This is a genomic window from Isoptericola sp. AK164 (assembly GCF_029643425.1).
Lineage (GTDB): Bacteria > Actinomycetota > Actinomycetes > Actinomycetales > Cellulomonadaceae > Isoptericola > Isoptericola haloaureus.
Genome location: NZ_CP119106.1, coordinates 3,555,405 through 3,576,703, shown reverse-complemented (window position 1 = coordinate 3,576,703; position 21,299 = coordinate 3,555,405). Strand labels below are relative to the sequence as shown.

The following is a 21,299-nucleotide window of genomic DNA, read 5'->3' as shown; positions in this document are numbered from 1 at the left end:
GGCTTCCTCCGGACTGGTACGTGTGCGGTGTCCACATAGTTTTCCACACCCTGTGGAGCCTGTGGACATCGGTGTGGACGACGGCGGCCCGTCGGGCCCTCGTGTCGTCGTCGTCACGTCGGCCCCAGTTGACCTGACGCTGTCCGACGGCGTAACGTCGGACAGCCGTTCCAGGTACTTTCGCGCGCCCTCGTCCGGCGCGGACCCCGGGTCGGCCCGGTCGACACATTGCCCCGGCAGTGGTCGCCCTGCAACCTGACCGACATCGTCGAGGAACTGACGGTGTGCCTCCCCGACGTTTCTTGGAGTACCTCGTGAGCAAGCGGACCTTCCAGCCGAACACCCGCCGTCGTGCGAAGACCCACGGCTTCCGTCTGCGCATGCGCACCCGCGCCGGCCGCAGCATCCTGGGCAACCGCCGCCGCAAGGGCCGCGCGCAGCTCTCTGCCTGAGCCATGCTTCCCGCGGCGCACCGCATGCGCCGTTCCGTCGATTTCGAACGGGCGGTGCGCCGCGGCGCGCGCGCGGGCCGATCGACCGTGGTCGTCCACCTCACCCGGGTCCCCGGGGAGGACGGAGGGCCGCTGGTCGGTCTTGTCGTGTCCAAGGCCGTGGGCAATGCCGTTCGTCGAAACCTCGTCAAGCGCCGGCTGCGCAGTGCAGCGTCCGGGCAGCTCGAGCATCTCCCGCAGGACGCCCTCGTCGTCCTGCGGGCTCTGCCGCGCGCCGCGACGGCTGACTACGCCCACCTCTCGCGGGACGTGGAGCGGGCGACCGCCACGGTGCTGCGGCGCGCCGACGAGCGTGTCCGATGAGTAGCGCCGTGCTCTCCCGCGGCCGCGAGATCGCCCGTGCGCTGCCGGTGGCCGTGCTCGTCGGGGCGATCCGCGTCTACCAGGCGGTCGTGTCCCCGTGGACGGGCCCGACGTGCAAGTACTTCCCCTCCTGCTCGCAGTACGCGGTGATCGCGATCCGGCGTCACGGTCCGCTGCGCGGAACCGGGATGGCCCTGTGGCGGATCCTGCGGTGCAACCCCTGGAGCCTGGGCGGCGTCGACGACGTGCCGCCGGCTCGGCACGAGCACCGCGGCGCCCACACGCACTGACCTCCCGGGAACGCGCCACCCGGACACGCTTTTACGACAGAGGAGACACATGGGGTTTTTCGACACCATCCTGTACCCCATCCAGTGGGTCGTGGCCTGGATCATGTACGGGTCGCACCAGCTGTTCATGGCGCTGGGATTCCAGGACGGTCCGGGTTTCGCCTGGGTCCTGTCCATCGTCGCGCTCGTGATCGTCATCCGGATCCTGCTCATCCCGCTGTTCTTCAAGCAGATCAAGGCGTCCCGCGGGATGCAGATGATGCAGCCGGAGCTGCAGGCGATCCAGAAGAAGTACAAGGGCAAGACCGACCCGTCGTCCCGTGAGGCCATGGGCCGGGAGACGATGGAGCTGTACCGCAAGCACGGCACCAACCCGATGGCGTCCTGCCTGCCGATCCTGCTGCAGTCGCCGATCTTCTTCGCCCTGTTCCGCCTGCTCTACAACCTGGGCAACATCGCGTCCGGCACGCAGGACCCGATCGGTCCCATCGACCAGCCGGTCGCTGCGGACATCGAGAACTCCGACCTGTTCGGTGCTCAGCTCTCCGACGTCTTCCTGCAGACGGACGACTGGAGCGTCCGGATCGTCATCCTGTTCCTCATCGTGGCCATGAGCGCCACGACGTTCTTCACCCAGCGTCAGCTGACGATGAAGAACATGCCGAAGGCCGCGCTCGAGGGCCCGATGGCGAACACGCAGAAGATGCTGCTGTACGTCCTGCCGCTGATCTTCCTGATCTCGGGCGTGAACTTCCCGGTCGGTGTGCTGATCTACTGGACCACGACCAACCTCTGGTCGATGGGGCAGCAGTTCTACACGATCAAGCGCATGCCGGCCCCGGGTTCCGAGGCGGAGCGTCTGCTCAAGGAGAAGCGGGCGGCCAAGGCGGCGAAGAAGGGCATCGTCGTCGAGGAGGAGAAGGCTCCCGAGCCCCCGAAGCCGCAGGGTCAGCGTCAGCAGCCCGTGCGCAAGAACCGCCAGAAGAAGAAGAAATGAGGTCTGCGCGATGACCACGGACACGACGCCGGAGGGCACCTCCGATCTCGTCCCGCGCCTCGAGGAGGAGGGCGAGATCGCGGCCGACTACCTCGAGGAGTTCCTCGACATCGTCGACCTGGACGGCGACATCGACCTGGACATCAAGCACGACCGGGCTGTCGTCGAGGTCGTCTCCGAGGACGGGCCCGAGGCGCTGGACGTGCTGGTCGGCCGGGACGGCGAGGTGCTGGACGCCCTGCAGGACCTCACTCGCCTCGCGGTGCAGGCCCGCACGGGGGACCGTAGTCGCCTCATGCTCGACATCGCCGGCTTCCGGGCTCGGCGTCGTGACGCCCTGCAGCAGCGGGCCGCCGAGGCGATCGACCAGGTGCGCAGCTCGGGCGAGCCGCTCTCGCTGGAGCCGATGAACGCCTTCGAGCGCAAGGTCGTCCACGACGCGGTCGCCGAGGCGGGCCTGGTGAGCGACTCGGCCGGTGTCGAGCCCCACCGGCACGTCGTGGTGCATCCGCCCCGGGCTGCGGACCAGGGCTGACCTCCGACGAGGGCCCGCCGTTTCACGTGAAACGGCGGGCCCTCGTCATGTGCGAGCACGGTGGTGGGGGACCGGTGCGGGGAGCGGACCGTGTGCGGACGGTGGGACGACGATGGCGAACGGATCGGAAGGTGCCAGGATGGGCGACATGACGGATGCGGACGAGGTGCTGGGGACCAGCGCGGCGGTGCGTGACTTCTTCGGTGACCGCTACGACCTGGTGGCCGGCTACCACCGGCGGCTGCTGGAGGAGGGGGAGGTGCGCGGGCTCATCGGGCCGCGCGAGGTGGACAGGTTGTGGGAGCGGCACATCCTCAACTCGGCCGCCGTGGTTCCCTTCCTGTCGTCCGCCTCCTCGGTGGCGGACATCGGTTCGGGCGCGGGTCTGCCCGGCATCGTCGTCGCCATCATGCGTCCCGACGCCGAGGTGTTCCTCGTCGAGCCGATGGAGCGACGGACCACGTGGTTGTCGGAGATCGCCGAAGATCTCGGGCTCTCCAACGTCGTGGTCAAGCACGGGCGGGCCGAGGAGTACGACGGTGCGTTCGAGGTGGACGCCGTGACGTCCCGTGCGGTGGCGGCGCTGTCGAAGCTGGCACGGATGTCTCTGCCCCTGGTCCGCCCCGGCGGCGAGATGGTGGTCCTCAAGGGACGGAGCGTCGAGCGAGAGATCGAGCCCGCGCGGAAGGTCCTCCGCAAGTACAAGGCGGCCGAGCCCGAGATCCTCGAGGGACGGACGGTCGAGGGCGCGGAGTCGACGACGGTGGTGCGCATCCGTCGCCGCTGACGGCAACCTCGTTTCACGTGAAACCGTGGCGCCGGTGACGGGCACGCACTCCTGGCGACGTCGCCAGATCGATAGCATCTCGTCGCGCCCACGGGGGGTGTCAGCGCCGCGTGGCGACGACCGAGGCCGTAGAGTGTTCGCGGCACTGGTCAACGCCTGATGCGACCTGGAGGATCGACCCCGTGAACATGAGCTCCGATCGGCCGCCCTACCCGTCCGACGACGGTCGAGACGGATCTGCGTCCGGTGACGGGCAGGCCTTCGTTTCACGTGAAACAGGGGACGGGGCGTGGGCGATCGACGACATCCCGGCCCCGTCGCCGGAGTCCCACCGAGAGGCACTGATGGATTCCGTGCCCGAGATGGACGACAGCACACCGCTCGCGGCGCAGCTGGCTCTCGACGCACGCCGACGGATCGAGCTGGACGGGCGTCGTTTTCCCCGACCGGAGCGGACGCGCATCCTCACGGTCGCGAACCAGAAGGGCGGCGTCGGCAAGACGACGACGACGGTGAACCTCGCCGCGGGTCTGGCACGTGCCGGGCTGAAGGTGCTCGTCATCGACAACGACCCCCAGGGCAACGCGTCGACCGCGTTGGGACTGGAGCACCGGGCCGGGACGCCGTCGATCTACGAGGTGCTCGTCGAGGAGGCTCCGTTGTCCGGTGCCGTCCAGGCGTGCCCTGACGTCGAGGGCCTCTGGGGAGTGCCGGCGACGATCGATCTCTCCGGTGCCGAGATCGAGCTCGTCTCTCTCGTCTCCCGCGAGACCCGGCTGCGCAAGGCTCTCGACACCTATCTCGACGAGCGTGCCGCCCGCGGCGAGGGCCCGATCGACTACGTCTTCGTCGACTGCCCGCCGAGCCTCGGACTGCTCACGGTGAACGCCTTCGTCACCGGTCGGGAAGTGCTGATCCCGATCCAGTGCGAGTACTACGCACTGGAGGGTCTGAGCCAGCTGCTGAAGACGATCGAGCTCATCAAGTCCCACCTCAACCGGGACCTGATCGTCTCGACGATCCTGCTGACGATGTACGACGGTCGGACGAACCTGGCGCAGCAGGTCGCCGCGGAGGTCCGGACGCACTTCCCGGAGCAGACGCTGCGCACCACGGTGCCGCGGTCCGTCCGCATCTCCGAGGCGCCGTCGCACGGGCAGACCGTGATGACCTACGACCCGGGTTCGACCGGTGCGCTGGCCTACCTCGAGGCCGCTCGGGAGATGGCGGAGCATGCCGTTCAACGCGCTGACCTGCGGTGACGCGCGTAGGATCGGGGACACCAGGGTGATGGACAGCGTGCGGCCGACGCCGCGTCGCCGCGGCACGGACACGAATCCTCATCCCGTTCGAGACCAGGAGGCTGGTGGAGCATGAGCCAGAAGAAGCGCGGGCTGGGCCGGGGGCTGGGTGCGCTGATCCCCCAAGGGCCGGCCCAGGAGAACCCGACCGACGTCTTCTTCTCGGGTGGGGAGGACGGCCGCACGGGCGACGTGCTGACGGCCTCGGCCGGGAGCGCGACGGACTCCGAGGAGTCCGGCGCGGGACGCACCGGTCGTCGATCGGCGTCATGGGACTCGGCCATCGCCGGCGGACGGCTGTCGATCAGCTCGACCCCGACGCGCCCTGGAGGAACGACGGGTGAGGACCTCCCCGCCGAGGCGGACCGGACGGTTCCCCAGTACGAGGTGTCCGAGCACGATGCCCCCGACGACCCCGCCTCGGCGTTCGACGCGGGGGAGTCGGACCGGTCGGAGGATCGCGGGGCATCGAGCGCCGGCGACAGCGGGTCCGTCGATGCTTCCGGACCGGACGACGGTCTGGTGCCGGTGCCCGGCGCGCAGTTCGCCGAGGTTCCGCTGCGTGCGATCCGCCCGAACGCTCGGCAGCCGCGGACGGTCTTCGACGAGGGAGAGCTCGACGAGCTCGTCGACTCGATCACGGAGATCGGCATCCTTCAGCCGATCGTCGTGCGCCCCGATCCGGAGACCGACGGCGGCTTCGAGCTGATCATGGGTGAGCGTCGGTGGCGTGCTGCCGAGCAGGCCGGCTTGGAAACGATCCCGGCGATCGTGCGACGGACCGACAACCAGCAGATGCTGCGAGACGCACTGCTGGAGAACCTGCACCGTGCGGCGCTCAACCCGCTCGAAGAGGCCGCGGCCTACCGCCAGCTGCTGGACGACTTCGGATGCACGCACGACGAGCTCGCGGCGAAGATCGCTCGCTCCCGCCCGCAGATCTCGAACACGTTGCGCCTGCTGCGTCTGCCGCCGCTCGTGCAGCGGCGTGTGGCGTCCGGTGTGCTGTCGGCCGGGCACGCCCGCGCGCTGCTGGGCCTCACCGACGGCGCGGAGATCGAGCGGCTCGCGCAGCGCATCGTGTCGGAAGGTCTGTCCGTCCGGGCGACGGAGGAGATCGTCACCCTCATGCAGGCCGCGGACGACGAGGCCCCGCGTCGGAAGAAGCCGCGGGCCGGACAGCGGGTCGAGGCGATGGACGAGCTGTCGTCGCGTTTGTCCGACCGCTTCGAGACGCGGGTGAAGGTGAACCTGGGGAAGACGAAGGGACGGATGACGGTCGAGTTCGCCTCGGTCGAGGACCTCAACCGCATCCTCGAGGTGATGGCGCCGGAGGACCCGGGAGTCCTGAAGACCTCGGAGTAGAGGCGACTGCCGCACCACACGGGCCGCTGTTTCACGTGAAACAGCAACCCGTGTCGTCCCCGTCGGGTTTCGGCTGTTGCCGCACGACGACGAGCAGCGCTACGCAGCGTCCCCGGGGACTGCCGGGCAGTCGACCCTCGTGGTCCTGCGCTGGGTGGGCGGCGCCTCCACCGGAGCGGATCAGCCGGTGCGCACGCGGCGCGAGTCGTGGCGCCCGCCCGCCCAGGCCCGGCAGTCATCGCGTCGGGGACGTGCACACGGCCGAGGCAGAGGAGCGGGTCGGAGGAGCGAAGAGCGCGGCGGAGGGGAGCGGGACGGAGGTGTGGAGCGACTCGGGCCGCACGCGTCGCCGACGATCCGCAGGCCGAGCCGTGCTGCACCTGGGTCGCGATCGACCGGCGACAGGTTCGCCCCGGCGGCGGCCGCCGACGCCGTGGTCCAGCACCCCGGGTCCTCCGGTGCGCGGATCGTGCGGTCCAGCGAGCTGCTCCGTGCCGGCGGGGTGCGGGCAGCTCGCCGAGGGTTCGACGTCCGCCGACGCTCAGCCCCACCGACGGCTGACGGGCTGCTGGACGATGACGTCCGCCGGCGCCGACCGTCGGGCCTGTGGAGTCCGGAGGCCGTGTGGCCGCGATCCGTCGACGGTGTTCGCCGCCGGAGCAGGCCGCCAGGTTCCGGCGTGGATCCGTCGGGGTCCGGAGTCGGCACGGAGCCCCGCGTCCGGGGCGGGCCCCAGAGCGTGTGGCGCGACAAGGCGTCGGTGCCTGGGCCACCCGGCCTGGCGCGGGAGCGATCGCGCGGACGGCGGTCAGGAAACCACAGATCCACGCGTTCCACGTGAAACCGTGCGGCTCGGCGGTCGCGGTCGGAACAGAGAACCGCCCGCTGTTTCACGTGAAACAGCGGGCGGTGGTGACCGGCGACGCAGCGTCAGCGGGTTCAGCCGGCGGGGACGAGCGCGTGCTCCACGATCCGGCGGTAGAGCGCGGACAACGAATACCCGGCGGCCTCGGCGGCCTGGGGGAGCAGCGACGTCTCGGTGAGACCGGGGGAGACGTTGACCTCGAGCACGTGCGGCGTGCCGTCGGCGTCGAGGATGATGTCGGTCCGCGAGAGGTGCTTGAGCCCGAGGATCTCGTGCGCACGCCGCGCGACCTCGGCGACCTTTCGTCCGGCCTCGGCGTCGAGGCGAGCCGGCGTGAAGTACTCGACCGGACCGGGGTTGTAGCGCGCGTCGTAGTCGTAGGAGCCGCTGGTGACGATCTCGACAGCTGGCAGCGCCTCGAGCCCGTCGGGACCGTCCACGACCGACACGGCCACCTCGATCCCGTCCACGGCGCGCTCGATGAGGGCCGTGTCTCCGTACGAGAAGCAGTCGACCATCGCGCGAGGGAAGCGGCCGGCGTCGTCCACACGGGTCACGCCGAGCGCCGATCCGCCCTGCACGGGCTTGACCACGAGGGGGAGGCCCAGGCGGTCGACGATCATGTCGAGCACGGTCTGCGCACCGAGGTCCCGGAAGAGTGCCTGGGGGAGGGTCACGTAGTCGGGCGTGCTGAGTCCGCCCTGCAGCAGCTCCGCCTTGGCGACGGGCTTGCTCCAGGCCTGCCGGCTCTGGCGCGGACCGGTCCCGACGGTGGGGACGCCGGCCAGCGCGAGGACGTCCTGCAGAGAACCGTCCTCGCCGCTGGCCCCGTGCAGCACCGGCCAGACCAGGGCCGGGTCGGTGTCCCGCAGGAAGCGGAGGAGGTCGGCGTCCACGTCGTGCACCAGGACCTCGACGCCGGCCTCGCGCAGGGCGTCGGCGACGCGACGTCCCGACCGGACGGAGACGTCGCGTTCGTGCGACAGTCCGCCGGCGAGAATCACGACAGGTCCGACAGTTCCGGACGAGGGCGTCACGGGGGAGGCGTCGGACGCGGGGGCAGTCATGCGAGTGGTCACCTCAGAGGCTGGAAGGGTCACGCGAGGTTGGGCGAGGGGTTCTCGACGTCCGTCGGGTCGTCGTCGGGCTGCGCCGTCGTGCCGAAGAGCTGGACCAGCTCGGACTCGGCGTTGACGACGGTGGCCAGGCGGCGCACACCCTCCCGGATGCGGTCCGGCGTCGGGAAGCAGAACGACAGGCGCATGTGGTCCGCGCCCTGGCCGTCGAAGTAGAAGGCGGTGCCCGGCACGTAGGCGACGCGCTCGGTGACGGCGCGGGGCAGCATCGACTTCGCGTCCAGTCCCTCGGGGAGCTTGACCCAGACGAAGAAGCCGCCGACCGGCACGTTCCAGCTGGCCGACGGGATGTGCTCGGCCAGCGCGCCGACGAGGGCGTCGCGTCGCTCGCGGTACATCTCCCGGTAGTCCTTGATCTGGGCGCGCCAGTCGCAGGTGTCGAGGTAGGTCTCGACGGCGAGCTGCGACGCGTTCGACGGCGACAGGATCGCCGACTCCGAGGCGAGCACGAGCTTCTCGCGGACCGCGTGCGGGGCGATGACGAAGCCCACGCGGTACCCGGGGGCGAAGGTCTTGGAGAACGAGCCCAGGTAGATCACGCCGTCGTCGTCGTACGACCGCAGCGCGGGGTAGGGGTCGGCCTCGAAGCCGAGGAGGCCGTAGGGGTTGTCCTCGACGACGAGGACCCCGTGGCGTCGGCAGATCTCGAGGATCTGGGGGCGACGCTCCACCGACATCGTCACGCCGGCCGGGTTGTGGAAGTTGGGGATCGTGTAGAGCATCTTGACCCGGCGGCCCGCGGCCTCCAGCTCCGTCAGAGTCGACTCGAGGGCGGCGGGCACGAGACCGTCGGCGTCGAGCTCCACGTGGACGACGTCGGCCTGGTACGACCGGAACACGCCGAGCGCGCCGACGTAGGAGGGGGCCTCGGCGACGATCACGTCACCAGGGTCGATGAAGATCCGGGTGACCAGGTCCAGGCCCTGCTGGGAGCCGGTGGTCACGGTGATGTCGTCGGGGTGCGCCTCGACACCCTCCAGCGCCACGACCTCGGTGATGCGCTCGCGCAGGGACTCCTCGCCCTGGCCCGAGCCGTACTGCAGCGCCCTGGTGCCCTTGGTCCGGACCAGTCGGTCCATCGCCTCGCCGATGACGTCGAGGGGGAGCCCCTCGATGAAGGGCATGCCGCCGGCCAGCGAGACGACCTCCGGGCGGTTGGCGACCGAGAACAGTGCGCGGATCTCCGACGCTCGCATCCCGCGCGTGCGCTCTGCGTACGCGCCGAACCAGGGGTCGAGGCGCGTGCCGGAGGTCTGCTCGGTGAGGCGATTCTGCTCAGTCACCCCGCCAGTGTCCCACGCCGCCCGTGAAGGTCTCGTGAGCGGGTCACGGTGCGGTCGTGGTCGCGCGGGTGGAACGACAGCGGCCGCCCCCGTGGACCACGGGGACGGCCGCTGTGCACGACGACGCCGGGACGGCGTGCGGCTGGTGCGTCAGGAAGCGAGCACGCTCTCGATCTCGTCGGTGAGGGCGCGCTTGGGGCGGGCGCCGATGATCGACTTCACGACCTCGCCGCCCGCGTAGACGTTCAGCGTGGGGATCGACGTGATCCCGTACGCCATGGCGGTGGCCTGGTTCGCGTCCGTGTCCAGCTTGGCGATCTTCACCTTGCCGGCGTACTCGTCGGACAGCTCCTCGAGGATCGGCGCGACCATGCGGCACGGGCCGCACCAGGTCGCCCAGAAGTCGACCAGCACGGGGACGTCGGACTCCAGGACCTCGGTCTGGAATGTGTCGTCGGTGACGGCGACGGTAGGCATGTGTCTCCTTCGGTGGGGTGGGTCAGCCGGCGACGGCGTCGAGCGCGGCCGGGAGGTCCTCCGGGTCCGTCTCGGACATGTCGGCGAGCTCGGCGAGGTACGCCTGGGCGTCGAGCGCCGCGGCGCAACCGGACCCGGCGGCGGTGATGGCCTGGCGGTAGGTGTGGTCGACGAGGTCGCCGCAGGCGAAGACACCCGGCAGGTTGGTGCGGGTGGAACGGCCCTCGGCGAGGACGTAGCCGTCCTCGTCCAGGTCGACCTGTCCGGCCAGCAGCTCGCTGCGCGGGTCGTGCCCGATCGCGACGAACAGACCGGTGACGTCGAGGTCGCGCTCCTCGCCGGTGACGGTGTCCCGGAGCCGGACGCCGGAGACCTTGTTCTCGCCCTCGATGCCGACGACCTCGCTGTTCCAGGCAAACTCGATCTTCGGGTCGGCCATGGCGCGGTCGGCCATGATCTTGGAGGCGCGCAGGGCGTCGCGGCGGTGCACCACCGTCACCTTGGCGGCGAACCGGGTGAGGAAGGTCGCCTCCTCCATGGCGGAGTCGCCCCCGCCCACGACGGCGATGTGCTGGTCGCGGAAGAAGAACCCGTCGCAGGTGGCGCACCAGGAGACGCCGCGGCCGGACAGCTGCTTCTCCTCCGGCAGGCCGAGCTCGCGGTAGGCCGAGCCCGTGGCGAGGACGACGGCGCGGGCCCGGAAGGTCTTGCCGCCGCCGGTGACCACGGTCTTCACGTCGCCGTCGAGCTCGAGCGTCTCGGCGTCGTCCCACAGCACCTCGGCACCGAAACGCTCGGCCTGCTCGCGCATCGCGTCCATGAGGTCGGGCCCCTGGATGCCGGGCGGGAAGCCCGGGTAGTTCTCCACCTCGGTGGTGTTCATCAGCGCACCACCGGCGGTCACGGAGCCGGCGACCACGACGGGCGCGAGGCCGGCGCGGGCGGCGTAGATCGCTGCGGTGTACCCGGCGGGGCCGGACCCGACGATGACGATGTCGCGCACCGGGGCGTCCTGGCTGTTCGACTGGTCGGTCACAATCTCTCCTGGAAGTCTGGGAACCGGTCGGAGGCCGGCACCTGGTGGCAACGTCGTGGACCGGCCCCGGCATTCCGAGGGGTCAGGACACGGTGATCTCGTTGAGCTCGAGACGGAACTCGCCCGCCGACGTCGGCAGCTCCGTCGTCCACAGCACGAAGCCGTCCATGACGACGGGCTCGTCGAGCTCGATGACGGTGTCGGGGGAGTAGGCGCCCGAGGCGAGCACCTCACCGCCCTCCGGGTCGTCGGCGGTGACGCGCCGCAGCTCCCAGGACCCGCCCTCGCTGTTCGTGTTCAGCTCGACCTCGGTGACGGGGGCGGGCTCGCGCAGCTCGACCTCGTAGCCGAGGCCCTCCTTGAAGCCGCCGAAGACCGGGTCGTTCTGGTAGGTGTACGTGTGCCAGAACGTCGAGGGGTCGGAGTCGTAGGCGAACTCGACCTTCTCCGGCTTCTCGCCGTTGCCGAGCGGGTCGATCTCGCTGCCTGCCTCGATGATCGGGCGGACCTCGGGGCTCTCCTCCTCGGTCGGCTCCGGCTCGGCCGACTCCTCGCCGGACTGCTCGCCGGAGCCCTCGCTCGGGTCCGCGGTCGGGGTCTGCGAGGCCTCGGCGGCCGGCGGCGGGCTCGTGTCGAACGGGCTGAGCGCCTGGCCGACGGCCCACACGGCGGCGATCACCACGCCGACGAGGATGAGTGCCAGCACGATCGGGGTGGGGTTCACGCCGCGTCGCTTCGGTGCCGCCGTCGAGCCGAACGAACCCGTGGCCGGGCTCGCACCGGACGGCGGCGCTCCGGTCGCGGCGGCCGGTGCGTACCCGGGGCCCGGAGGCGGCGGAGGCACCTGACCGGGAGCCTGCCCCGGTGCGGCCGGGGGGGCCTGCTGACCGTAGGGGGCCTGCTGCCCGTACCCGGGCGCGGGCGCGGTCGGGTGGCCGCCGTTCGCGGCGTAGGCGGCGCCCGCTGCGGCACCGGCCGTCCCGACGGCGGCACCCCGGGCGATGCGCCCGGTGGACGGACGACGGACCGGGGGTGCCGGCGGCGGTGTGCCGGGCAGGCTCTCGGCACCGGCGGGGCTGCCCGCGCCGAGCACGGAGGACCGGACCGGGCGCTCCGGCGTCGGCTGGACGAACTGCGGCAGCGATCCCAGGACCGAGACCTGGCCCCACGGCTCGAGGGCGGCGACGACGTCGCCGGGCCCCTCCGGCGCCCCGCCACCGGTCCCGAAGGTGCGGCGCACGAGGTCGTCGATCTGCTCGTCGACGTGCGGCACCAGCTCGGACACGGCCAGCACGCCGTCGGGCCCGGTCTGGGCGGGCAGCGGGCGGACGGCGTCCGGGGCGATCCAGTCCACGTCGAGGGGTTCGCCGGGCCACCGCGCCGTCAGCGCGTAGTAGCCCAGAGCAACGACACCACGGGCGTCGCGGGCGGCGGCGTCGCTCTCCGTGGCCTCGACCCCGGCCAGCCCGGCGTCGATCCCGAGCCCGGTGACGACGACGCGGTGGCCGTCCACCCGCACGGCCTCCGGGCGCAGGGCGAGGTGGTGCACGCCCCGTTGCCGAGCGGCCTCGAGAGCGGTGGCGGCCTCGCCCATGAGGGCGCGGGCCTGCTGGGCGTCGACCAGCCCGCGCGAGACGATGTGCGTCAGGGACTCTCCGGCGTACGGCTCGGTGATGACGTAGGACTGCTCACCGGTCCCGAGGTCGGTGGTGCCGACGTCGAGCACGCGGCACAGCCGCGGGTCGGCCACCAGGGCGGCGCGCCGGGCGGCGTCCAGCGCGGCCGGTGCCTGCGGCCCCCCGACGAACGTGACGCGGACCGGACGGTCCAGGATCTGGTCGTGGGCGTCCCAGGCCTCCGCTGCCGCCAGGTCGGTGGCGGCGGGCTGGTTCAGCCGGTAACGGTCGACCATGACGGTCCCGGGCTGGGCGGTGGTCACCTGTCGGCCTCCGTGGGGGTGTGGGGTTCCTGCGGACCATGGTAGAGGGAGCGGCCCGTCATGCGGCGCCTCGGCGGAGCCGACGGGTGATCGGGGCCAGGGCGTCGTCGAGCTCGCGCACCCGCATCAGCTTCAGCAGCCCGAGGTAGACGACGCCCATGACCAGGCCCCCGACCGCCGTCCCGAGCAGGGCGAACGGCCAGGAGGAGGAGGCCGAGGCGTCCATCAGGTGGATGGTCAGCCATCCCAGGCCGCCGGCCACGAGCGCGGCGAGCGACGCCCGGACGTAGAGCCGGAGCACCCGCGGGCCGTCCATGCCGTGCAGCTTGCGGTTCATGCCGCGGATCCGCAGCAGCAGCGAGATCCACGTCGCCAGCGCGAAGGAGCCGCCCGCCGCCGTGGCCCAGGCCGAGAACGGCAGCGTCTGGGTCGCGACGAACAGCCCGGCGACGAGCGCGACGGTGGCGATCACCTGGATGACGAAGATGCTGCGCCCGTCCTCAAAGGCGAAGTACATGCGGCGCACGAGCACCGTGCCGCCGAGCGCGATCGTGCCGACGGCCATCGCCCGCAGGATCGGCGCGATCGCCTCGACCTCGATCTCGGAGGCCGACGGCAGCAGCGCCTTCGTCAGCGGGAACGCGAGCACGACGAGCGCCGTGGCGGAGAACACCGAGAAGATGCCGGCCGAGCGCAGGCCCAGCGACATGTCCCGGCGCACGGCCGCCAGGTCGCCGGCGTTCACCGCGGCGCTCATCCGGGGGAACAGCACGGTGACGATGGAGACGACGACGAGCGAGTGCGGCAGCAGGTAGATCGACATCGCCTGGGTGTAGGCCGCCGGACCGCCGGCGACCTCGCCGAGGTCCTCGGCGAGCTGGCTGGCCGCGCCGGTGACGTTGGTGAGGTAGATGACCCCGAGCTGCTCCAGCACGACGGCGCCGATCGTCCACCCGACGACCTTGCCGGCGGACCGCAGCCCGATGCCGCGCAGGCCGAGCCGGAACCCCCACCGGAAGCCCGCCTTGCGCAGGGCCGGCACGAGGATCGCCGACTGCGCGGCGATGCCGAGGGTCGCGGTGCCCGCCAGCAGGAGCGTCTGCTGGGTCGTCCACGCCTCGACGTCGCCCAGGCCGGCGGCGGGCGCCTGCCCGAACAGCAGGATGAACGCCCCGAACCCCACGATCGACACGACGTTGTTGGCCACCGGCGCCCACCCGTAGGCCGCGAACCGGCCGTGCGCGCTGAGCACCTGGCCCAGCAGCGTGTACAGGCCGTAGAAGAACAGCTGCGGCAGGCACCAGTAGGCGAAGACCACGGCGAGCTGACGGGCCTCCGGGGTCCACGCGTCGCTCAGCGTCATCATGTGCACGACCAGCGGAGCGGCCGCCACCAGGACGATCGTCCCGGACAGCAGACCCAGCCCGGAGATCGTGAGCAGCTTGTCGAGCCGTTCGCGCGCGTTGCGCGCCGACATCGCCTTCATGATCTGGGGCACCAGCACCGACTGCAGGAAGCCCGCCGAGATCAGCGCGAACAGCATGTTGGGCAGCTTGTTCGCGATGTCGAACGCGTTGGCCACGGTGCCGACGGCGCCCACGGCACCGACCAGCAGCATCGTGCGCACCAGACCGGAGGCCCGCGAGGCCGCGGTGCCCAGCGACATCGCGAGCGACCCCCTGCCCAGGCTGGCCTTGCGCACGCCCTGCGGGTCCGCCGTCGACCCGGACGCGGTGTCGTCCGGCCCGGCCGGACCGGCCCCGGGGGTCCCCGGCTCGGGGGGATCGGTGGTCATGACTCGGTGTCCTCCGGAGAAGCGTCCTGGGATGGCACGGTGCGGGGCCGGTCGGTCGGCACGGCGGACTCCGCCACCTGCTCGCCGGTGGTGCGCCGGTCGGAGCGTCCGCGGCGCACCGTGCGCCAGATGCCGGTGAGGAACAGCAGACCGACTCCCGCCGCGATCACCGCCGTCCCGACGGTCTCCCACCCGGCCCGCACGCTCAGCGCGAACTCGGTCGGCGCGGTGACCTCCACGCCGCTGGGCGCGGTGACCTCCACGTCGAGGGTGACGTCACCGGAGCCGATGGCGCGCACCCGCACCTGCGCGTCGCGCGACTCGCCGGCGGGGACGACGATCTCCGGGACCGTCTCGACGACGAGCCGCGGGTCGTCGGGCCGCAGCCGGACGGTGACCCGGGCGTCCACCGGCAGCTCGTTCCGCACCCGCACGGGGAGGTCGCCGGCGTCGCTGATGAGCAGCACGTCCGCACGGTCCAGCACGCTGATGCCGGACTGCACCTGCCGGGCCCGGTCCTCGGCGAGACCGACGGCGACCGTCCGGGCCTCGACGTCGTCGCGGTAGGCCACCGACATCGGGGCGAACAGGTCGCGGTCGACCCCCGCGGTCAGCTCGTCCGGGTCGGCCGCGACCGTGGCGAAGGCGGCGACGTCGTCGGAGGCCGCGACGAGGTCGCGGACCACGCCGGGGGCGAGCTCGGCCTCGGCGACCGCCTCGTCGGCGGCCTCGGCCGGCACGTCCTCGGCCGCGGGGTCGGCCAGGGCCGCGGTGAGGTCGACGACCTCCACCCAGCTCTGCTCGGCGAGGGGGCCGAGCACGGCGTCGAAGGTCGCCACGTCCGGGGACCAGCCGCGGGGGAGGGCGGCCACGACGGCGGTCGCGCCCCCGGTCGCGGCCGCGTCCGCGGCGAGGACGGCGGTGTCGGCGAGCAGCTGCTGCACCGTGGCGGCCGGCTCGTCGACGGACCGCCCGGAGCCGGTCGCGGACCCGAGCACCGCGCCGAGGACGGGGTCCGCCGCCGCGACGGGGACCTGACCGCCGGCGGCCGTCGCCGCACCGACCCCGCCGACGGCGTCGTCCGGCAGCGTCGCCCCCTCGGCGGCCACGACCGCGCCGGCGCCGGCCCGCGCGGCCGTCCCGAGCGTCGGTGCGTCCAGCGCGCCGGCGGGCCAGGCGACCCGTGGCCCCCAGTCGTCCGCCGGGGACCACGACTCGGGCAGCGCGCCGCCGCCCTCCGCGATCTCGGCGACCGTGGAGGCGCCGGTGCCGGCGTGCGTCAGCGCGGCGAGATCGGGGTCGCCGACGGGCAGCGTGACGACGCCGGGCCCGCCGGACCGCCGCAGCCGGTCCGCCCACGCGGTCGCGTCGTCGTCGGACGACTGCTCCGCGGCGGCGACGACGGCGGGGTCCACCGCGAGGGAGAGCGCCCCGACGGGGGACGTGGCCGCCGCGAGGAGCCGGTCGTACCGGGCGCCGGGCGCGGACCGGTCGACCACGGTGTCCGCGTAGTCCTCGGGCGCCGCCGGGTCGAAGACGGGGCCGGTCACCGGTGCGGCCACCGTCAGGGAGACCGGCGGCGGCGGTGCCTGGTCCGACGACGCCGCGCCGGTGCCCGGGTCGTAGAGGAGGAACGAGTGCAGGAGCTCGAGGGTGGTCGAGCCGTCCGCGACCCGGACGGACATCTGCCGCGGCCCCCAGGGCGCGGCCTCGCCGAGGCGGAGGGCCCGGACGTCGAGCGAGAGCGTGGTCTGCACCGACTCACCCGGTGGCACGGGGTCGAGCGGCTCGCGCAGCTGCGTGGCGGCCAGCCCGGACTCCCCGGCGGCCCACGAGGCCACGCCCGCACGGGTCGTCACCGGGCGCCACCCCACCCCCAGCTCCGCCGTCAGCCCCGTGAGCTCGGCGTCCGTGTCGTTCGTGACGCGGAGGGCGACCTCCTGGGTGTCGTCGGGACCGACCACGACGGGGGAGATCCGGACGATCTCGGCGTGGACGTCCTCGTGCGCGGACGCCGGCACGGGCGGGACGAGCACCAGGGGCGCCGCCAGCAGCAGGGCGGACAGCAGCAGGAGCAGGACGCGGCTGCGGGCGCCCGTCGTGCGGGTGTCGGTCACGCGCTGGCCCTCACTCGACCAGGTCCGGGGTGCGGGTCAGGACCTGCAGGGCGGTCGTCGCCAGGCGCTGCTCGTTCGGGTAGGCCAGCCGGTCGGGCAGCTCCGTCAGCGGGATCCAGCGGGCGTCCTCCGCCTCGCCGTCGGGGTCCCCGGCGGCCGTGATGAGCCCGCCGTCGGCCCGCAGCAGGAAGTGGTGCACGACCTTGTGGACGCGGCGGTCCTCGCCGCTGAACCAGTAGTCGATGACGCCGAGGGTGCGGCGGACCGTCCCCTGGATCCCCGTCTCCTCGCGGATCTCGCGCACCGCGGCTTCCTCCGGCGTCTCGGCTCCTTCCAGGTGCCCCTTGGGCAGGCACATCTCGAGGCGACCGGCACGGTTGCGCCGCAGGATCACCGCCGCCCGGTGGCCCGAGACGTGCCGCTCGACCACGAGGCCCCCGGCCGAGGTCTCGTCGACCACGGGCAGGTGGCCGGTGCTCCCCACGGTGCTCGGCGCCGTCCGACGACGCAGGCGGGCCGGGTCGACCTTGAGCGGATGCCCGCCCGGAGGGACCGGTACCGGCACGGATCGGCGCTCCTCGGGAGCGCCGGGTGCCGGTACCGCAGATGACATGGGCCTACCCTACCGAGTTCACCCGCCGGTCCCGACGCCGCCGGTCGGGGCCCGCCCGCTCGTCGGCGGACGGCGTCGGGCGGGCGGGTACGCGCCCGACGGCGGGATCTGGGATGATGGACCGTCGTGTCGAACCCTGCCTCTCCCGCTCCCGCGGCGCTGCTGCGCCGAGCCCTCGGCGTGCTCGCGCAGATGGCGCCGGCCGCCGTCGAGCTCGGCGAGATCTTCTCCGCCGCCGGTCACGAGCTGTCCCTGGTCGGCGGCCCCGTCCGCGACGCCTTCCTCGGCCGGACCAGCGCCGACCTGGACTTCGCGACGTCCGCGACGCCCGACGAGACCCAGCGCCTGCTGGCCCGCTGGGGCGACGCGCACTGGGACATCGGCAAGGAGTTCGGCACCATCGGCGCCCGCCGGTTCGCCCGGGGGGCCGGTGACGGCGACGGCGAGCCCGCCGGCGACGTCGTGGTCGAGGTGACCACCTACCGCTCGGACTCCTACGACCCCGACTCGCGCAAGCCCGTCGTCGCCTTCGGCGACACGCTCGACGGTGACCTGTCCCGGCGGGACTTCACCGTCAACGCGATGGCGGTGCGGCTGCCGGACCTGACGTTCGTCGACCCGTTCGGCGGGCTGACCGACCTCGCCGAGCAGGTGCTGCGCACGCCGATCGAGCCCGAGCGGTCGTTCGACGACGACCCGCTGCGCATGCTGCGGGCCGCGCGCTTCGCCGCCCAGCTCGGCTTCACCGTCGAGCCCGCCACGCGCGCCGCCATCGACGCGATGGCGGGCCGGCTCGAGATCGTGTCCGCCGAGCGGGTCCAGGCCGAGCTGTCCAAGCTGCTCTGCGCCGACCGGCCGCGCGCCGGGCTCCAGGTGCTCGTCGACACCGGGATGGCCGACCACGTCCTGCCCGAGCTGCCGGCCCTGCGCCTGGAGATCGACGAGCACCACCGGCACAAGGACGTCTACGAGCACTCCCTCATCGTGCTCGACCAGGCGATCGCCCAGGAGACCGGGCCGGACGGCGCCGTGCCCGGCCCCGACCTGGTGCTGCGGCTCGCGGCGCTGCTGCACGACATCGGCAAGCCCGCCACGCGCCGGTTCGAGCCGGGCGGCGGCGTCAGCTTCCACCACCACGAGGTCGTCGGCGCGAAGATGACGGCCAAGCGGCTGCGTGCCCTGAAGTACGAGAAGCAGGTGGTCAAGGACGTCTCCCGGCTCGTCGAGCTGCACCTGCGGTTCCACGGGTACGGCGACGGCGCGTGGACCGACTCCGCCGTCCGCCGCTACGTCACCGACGCCGGCCCGCTGCTGGAGCGGCTGCACCGGCTCACCCGGGCCGACTGCACCACCCGGAACCGGCGCAAGGCCAAGCGGCTCGCGGACGCCTACACCGACCTCGAGGAGCGGATCGCCCGGCTGCGCGAGCAGGAGGAGATCGACTCGATCCGGCCCGACCTCGACGGCACGCAGATCATGGAGATCCTGGGTGTCGGACCGGGACCGGTCGTCGGTCAGGCCTACCGGCACCTGCTGGGCCTGCGCATGGAGCACGGGCCGCTGGGCGCGGAGCGCGCCGCCGCGGAGCTTCAGTCCTGGTGGGCCGGCCGGCAGGACTGACCGGGCGCCCGGCGGGAGCCGGTGCGGTCCTCGCCCGGGTCGACGAGCTCCACGTCGGCCTCGCCCGACGACTCTGCCGGGATGTTGCGCACCACGAGGATGCACGTGTCGTCCTCCTGGGTGCCGTCGGCGCAAGCCTCGACGATCGCGTCGCGGATCCCGGCCGCGTCCAGGTCCGGGTCGACCTCGCCCGCGCACCACAGGAGCTCGGCGAGCTGGGTGCGCAGGGACCGGTCGCGTCGTTCGATCAGCCCGTCGGTGAACAGCACCAGGGAGTCGCCCGGGTGCAGCACCGTCGAGGCCTCCGGCACCGACTCGGTCAGCAGCGGTGCCCCGACGGGGGTGGTGAGCGCCCCCTCGAGCTTCTCGACCTCGCCGCGCGAGTGCAGCAGCAGCGGGGCGTGGTGCCCGGCCCGGGTGTAGGTGATCCGGCGGTTCCCGGCGTCGTCCGGCGGATCGAGGATCGCGAAGACGCACGTGGCCATGTCGGCCATCTGCAGGCCGCGCACGAGGTCGTCGATCCCGCCGACGACCTCGTGGGCCGACAGTCCTGACCAGGCCTCGGAGCGCAGGACGGACCGTAGCTGACCCATCGACGCGGCGGCCCGGATGTCGTGCCCGACGACGTCGCCGACGGACATCGCGACCCGCCCGTCCGGCAGCGGCACGACGTCGTACCAGTCGCCGCCGACGTCGGCACCGACGGAGGCCGGTTCGTACAGCGCGGCGCAGTCCAGCCCGGGGGCCTCGACGATCTCCGGGAGCATGCTGTGCTGCAGCGTCAGGGCGGTCTGCTGCTCGCGGCGGTACAGCCGGGCGTTGTCGAGGGCGAGTCCCGCGCGGGCGCCGAGCGCCACGATGTCGCGGGCGTCGGCGGGCGGGAAGGCGGCGCCGACGTCGCCGTTCTCGCTGACCACGATGAGCACGCCGATGTCCCCGGCGCGGCCGCGCAGCGGGACGACCATCGCCGAGCCGAGGCCGAGCCGGCGCAGCGCGGCGAGCTCCGCGGGGTCCGTGCGCGCCGGGAGCGAGTCGACGTCGACGGGGAACGGCTCGGAGATCTCGTCGGTCCCGGTCTGCAGCACCTTGAGGACCGTCGGTGACTCCACGATCCAGCGGTGAGACCGCTCGAGGGCGCTGATGTCGTCGGCCCGCTGCGGGTCCCGGGCCGCGGCGTGGACGATCCGCGGCGTTCCGGACTCGTCGACGAGAAGCACGGCGCACCAGCTCCCGAAGTGCGGGGCCACGAGCGCCGGCAGCACGGCAGCGCCCGACTCCTCGTCGAACAGGTCGACGAGCTCCTGGGTGATCGACGCGAGCAGCCGCAGGCGGTCGGTCTGCCGGTTCGCGGCGTCGAGCTCGAGGGCCTGGAGCCGGTCGGCGTGCACCCGGTCGGTCACGTCGGTCTGGATGCCGACGTGGTGGGTGACGTTGCCCTCGTCGTCGTGGATGGGGGAGACGACCACCTGGTTCCAGAACGGCGTGCCGTCCTTGCGGTAGTTCAGCAGGGTCTCACCGACCGCCTCGCCCGCCGCCAGCGCGGCGCGGATCCGGTCCACCGTGTCGCGGTCGGTGCCCTCGCCCTGCAGGAACCGGCAGTTGTGGCCCAGCACGTCGTCGGTCGTGTACCCGGTGACGCGGCAGAACGCCGGGTTGACCCAGATCAGCGGGTCGTCGGGCAGCGACGGGTCGGAGATGGTGAAGCTGAGATGGCTGGCCACGGCCGCGCGCCGCTGCAGGCCGTCGAACTCGCTGGCCGGGACCGCCTCCGTCAGGCCGGTGCCGGGCAGCAGCACCAGCATCGCCCGGTTCGCCAGCGTGCCGGGTGCCCCGGCGAGCGAGACGCCGACGGCCCACAGGTCGTCCGGGGTGTTGTGCCGCGCCGAGAGGACCGCGACGCCGGAGCTGCCGTCGACGGCGCCGGCCAGGGCCTCGCTGGCCGAGGTCTCCCCGCCCTGCACCGACAGGCCCGCCGCCGCGCACCAGGTGCTCAACGAGGTCGGCAGCTCCAGGCCGCCGACCATGCGGGCCCCGACGGGGTTGGTGTCGACGATGTCGTGGGTCCTGGTGTCGACCAGGAGCACGGCGCCGCCGGTCACCACCTTCTCGGGGTCGTGGGCCGCGGGAAGCAGGTCACGAGCGAGCGTCGTGATGTCGGTCGGTGACGACGGTGACTGCGGCATGCCCTGACCCTTCCCCCAACGTTCCACCGGGACGTCGTCGGACGATCCGGAGAACCATATGATGCGGCGCACCGGACCTGCCTGTCCACAGGGCGGTCCTCTGGCAGGGCGCGGTGGGACGCGTGTCACCCATGGTCGACCCTCG

The 21,299-nt window shown here is 72.6% G+C and carries 18 protein-coding genes; 9 read left to right on the top strand and 9 right to left on the bottom strand.

Features of this window, described 5'->3' with window-relative positions; genetic code table 11:
* Positions 1–314 precede the first annotated feature (314 nt).
* The 8 genes from rpmH (at position 315) to PO879_RS16245 (ending at position 6,090) form a co-directional block, all read left to right on the top strand.
* The gene (gene rpmH, locus PO879_RS16280) at positions 315–452 is read left to right on the top strand and encodes a 50S ribosomal protein L34 (protein WP_278235900.1); all 138 of its coding nucleotides are present in this window, start codon (positions 315–317) and stop codon (positions 450–452) included.
* Positions 453–455: 3 nt separating this feature from the next.
* Positions 456–815: a ribonuclease P protein component gene (rnpA, locus tag PO879_RS16275; RefSeq protein ID WP_278235899.1), complete on the top strand. Its 360-nt coding sequence runs from the start codon at positions 456–458 to the stop codon at positions 813–815.
* A complete protein-coding gene (gene yidD, locus PO879_RS16270) occupies positions 812–1,105 on the top strand; it encodes a membrane protein insertion efficiency factor YidD (protein ID WP_278235898.1) in 294 nt (97 codons plus the stop codon). The genes rnpA and yidD overlap by 4 nt, the downstream gene beginning before the upstream one ends.
* Before the next feature lie 49 nt (positions 1,106–1,154).
* Positions 1,155–2,102 carry a membrane protein insertase YidC gene (gene yidC, locus PO879_RS16265; RefSeq protein ID WP_278235897.1) on the top strand — a complete coding sequence of 316 codons (948 nt, stop codon included), beginning with the start codon at positions 1,155–1,157 and terminating at the stop codon, positions 2,100–2,102.
* A gap of 10 nt (positions 2,103–2,112) precedes the next feature.
* Positions 2,113–2,637: a R3H domain-containing nucleic acid-binding protein gene (locus tag PO879_RS16260; RefSeq protein WP_278235896.1), complete on the top strand. Its 525-nt coding sequence runs from the start codon at positions 2,113–2,115 to the stop codon at positions 2,635–2,637.
* 148 nt (positions 2,638–2,785) lie between these two features.
* Positions 2,786–3,424 (top strand): 16S rRNA (guanine(527)-N(7))-methyltransferase RsmG, encoded by a 639-nt coding sequence (gene rsmG / locus PO879_RS16255; RefSeq protein WP_278235895.1) that lies wholly within the window; start codon positions 2,786–2,788, stop codon positions 3,422–3,424.
* Between the two features lie 344 nt (positions 3,425–3,768).
* Positions 3,769–4,686, top strand: a complete 918-nt coding sequence (locus PO879_RS16250; protein ID WP_278237575.1) for an AAA family ATPase — start codon at positions 3,769–3,771, stop codon at positions 4,684–4,686.
* A 111-nt stretch (positions 4,687–4,797) separates the two neighbouring features.
* The gene (locus tag PO879_RS16245) at positions 4,798–6,090 is read left to right on the top strand and encodes a ParB/RepB/Spo0J family partition protein (protein ID WP_278235894.1); all 1,293 of its coding nucleotides are present in this window, start codon (positions 4,798–4,800) and stop codon (positions 6,088–6,090) included.
* A gap of 939 nt (positions 6,091–7,029) precedes the next feature.
* Here the strand turns inward: PO879_RS16245 and PO879_RS16240 are convergent.
* The 8 genes from PO879_RS16240 to PO879_RS16205 all read right to left on the bottom strand — a co-directional run bounded on the left by PO879_RS16240 (position 7,030) and on the right by PO879_RS16205 (position 17,351).
* Entirely contained in the window at positions 7,030–8,022 is a 993-nt protein-coding gene (locus PO879_RS16240; protein ID WP_278235893.1) for a D-alanine--D-alanine ligase, read from the bottom strand.
* A 29-nt stretch (positions 8,023–8,051) separates the two neighbouring features.
* Positions 8,052–9,287, bottom strand: a complete 1,236-nt coding sequence (locus tag PO879_RS16235) for a PLP-dependent aminotransferase family protein (RefSeq protein WP_278237574.1) — start codon at positions 9,285–9,287, stop codon at positions 8,052–8,054.
* 237 nt (positions 9,288–9,524) lie between these two features.
* The gene (trxA, locus tag PO879_RS16230) at positions 9,525–9,851 is read right to left on the bottom strand and encodes a thioredoxin (RefSeq protein WP_278235892.1); all 327 of its coding nucleotides are present in this window, start codon (positions 9,849–9,851) and stop codon (positions 9,525–9,527) included.
* Between the two features lie 22 nt (positions 9,852–9,873).
* Positions 9,874–10,887: a thioredoxin-disulfide reductase gene (gene trxB, locus PO879_RS16225; RefSeq protein ID WP_278235891.1), complete on the bottom strand. Its 1,014-nt coding sequence runs from the start codon at positions 10,885–10,887 to the stop codon at positions 9,874–9,876.
* 82 nt (positions 10,888–10,969) lie between these two features.
* Positions 10,970–12,826, bottom strand: coding sequence for a hypothetical protein (locus PO879_RS16220; RefSeq protein ID WP_278235890.1), 1,857 nt, complete (start codon positions 12,824–12,826; stop codon positions 10,970–10,972).
* A gap of 58 nt (positions 12,827–12,884) precedes the next feature.
* Positions 12,885–14,621, bottom strand: coding sequence for a lipid II flippase MurJ (locus tag PO879_RS16215; protein ID WP_278235889.1), 1,737 nt, complete (start codon positions 14,619–14,621; stop codon positions 12,885–12,887).
* Entirely contained in the window at positions 14,618–16,738 is a 2,121-nt protein-coding gene (locus PO879_RS16210) for a DUF6049 family protein (RefSeq protein ID WP_278235888.1), read from the bottom strand. Before PO879_RS16210 ends, PO879_RS16215 begins: the two co-directional genes overlap by 4 nt.
* Before the next feature lie 10 nt (positions 16,739–16,748).
* The gene (locus PO879_RS16205) at positions 16,749–17,351 is read right to left on the bottom strand and encodes an NUDIX hydrolase (RefSeq protein WP_278235887.1); all 603 of its coding nucleotides are present in this window, start codon (positions 17,349–17,351) and stop codon (positions 16,749–16,751) included.
* 192 nt (positions 17,352–17,543) lie between these two features.
* Between PO879_RS16205 and PO879_RS16200 the strand changes: the two genes are divergently transcribed.
* Positions 17,544–18,971 (top strand): CCA tRNA nucleotidyltransferase, encoded by a 1,428-nt coding sequence (locus tag PO879_RS16200; protein ID WP_278237573.1) that lies wholly within the window; start codon positions 17,544–17,546, stop codon positions 18,969–18,971.
* On the opposite strand, the gene PO879_RS16195 is transcribed toward PO879_RS16200, so the two are convergent.
* Positions 18,941–21,154, bottom strand: coding sequence for a SpoIIE family protein phosphatase (locus tag PO879_RS16195; RefSeq protein ID WP_278235886.1), 2,214 nt, complete (start codon positions 21,152–21,154; stop codon positions 18,941–18,943). The genes PO879_RS16200 and PO879_RS16195 overlap by 31 nt on opposite strands.
* Positions 21,155–21,299 lie beyond the last annotated feature (145 nt).

What these genes read in the sequence shown, in the direction of transcription:
- rnpA (WP_278235899.1), top strand. Translation starts at nt 456, where the DNA reads ATGCTTCCCGCGGCGCACCGCATGCGCCGTTCCGTCGATTTCGAACGG.
- yidD (WP_278235898.1), top strand. Translation starts at nt 812, where the DNA reads ATGAGTAGCGCCGTGCTCTCCCGCGGCCGCGAGATCGCCCGTGCGCTG.
- yidC (WP_278235897.1), top strand. Translation starts at nt 1,155, where the DNA reads ATGGGGTTTTTCGACACCATCCTGTACCCCATCCAGTGGGTCGTGGCC.
- PO879_RS16260 (WP_278235896.1), top strand. Translation starts at nt 2,113, where the DNA reads ATGACCACGGACACGACGCCGGAGGGCACCTCCGATCTCGTCCCGCGC.
- rsmG (WP_278235895.1), top strand. Translation starts at nt 2,786, where the DNA reads ATGACGGATGCGGACGAGGTGCTGGGGACCAGCGCGGCGGTGCGTGAC.
- PO879_RS16250 (WP_278237575.1), top strand. Translation starts at nt 3,769, where the DNA reads ATGGATTCCGTGCCCGAGATGGACGACAGCACACCGCTCGCGGCGCAG.
- PO879_RS16245 (WP_278235894.1), top strand. Translation starts at nt 4,798, where the DNA reads ATGAGCCAGAAGAAGCGCGGGCTGGGCCGGGGGCTGGGTGCGCTGATC.
- PO879_RS16240 (WP_278235893.1), bottom strand. Translation starts at nt 8,022, where the DNA reads ATGACTGCCCCCGCGTCCGACGCCTCCCCCGTGACGCCCTCGTCCGGA.
- PO879_RS16235 (WP_278237574.1), bottom strand. Translation starts at nt 9,287, where the DNA reads ATGCGAGCGTCGGAGATCCGCGCACTGTTCTCGGTCGCCAACCGCCCG.
- trxA (WP_278235892.1), bottom strand. Translation starts at nt 9,851, where the DNA reads ATGCCTACCGTCGCCGTCACCGACGACACATTCCAGACCGAGGTCCTG.
- PO879_RS16215 (WP_278235889.1), bottom strand. Translation starts at nt 14,621, where the DNA reads ATGACCACCGATCCCCCCGAGCCGGGGACCCCCGGGGCCGGTCCGGCC.
- PO879_RS16205 (WP_278235887.1), bottom strand. Translation starts at nt 17,351, where the DNA reads ATGTCATCTGCGGTACCGGCACCCGGCGCTCCCGAGGAGCGCCGATCC.
- PO879_RS16200 (WP_278237573.1), top strand. Translation starts at nt 17,544, where the DNA reads ATGGCGCCGGCCGCCGTCGAGCTCGGCGAGATCTTCTCCGCCGCCGGT.
- PO879_RS16195 (WP_278235886.1), bottom strand. Translation starts at nt 21,154, where the DNA reads ATGCCGCAGTCACCGTCGTCACCGACCGACATCACGACGCTCGCTCGT.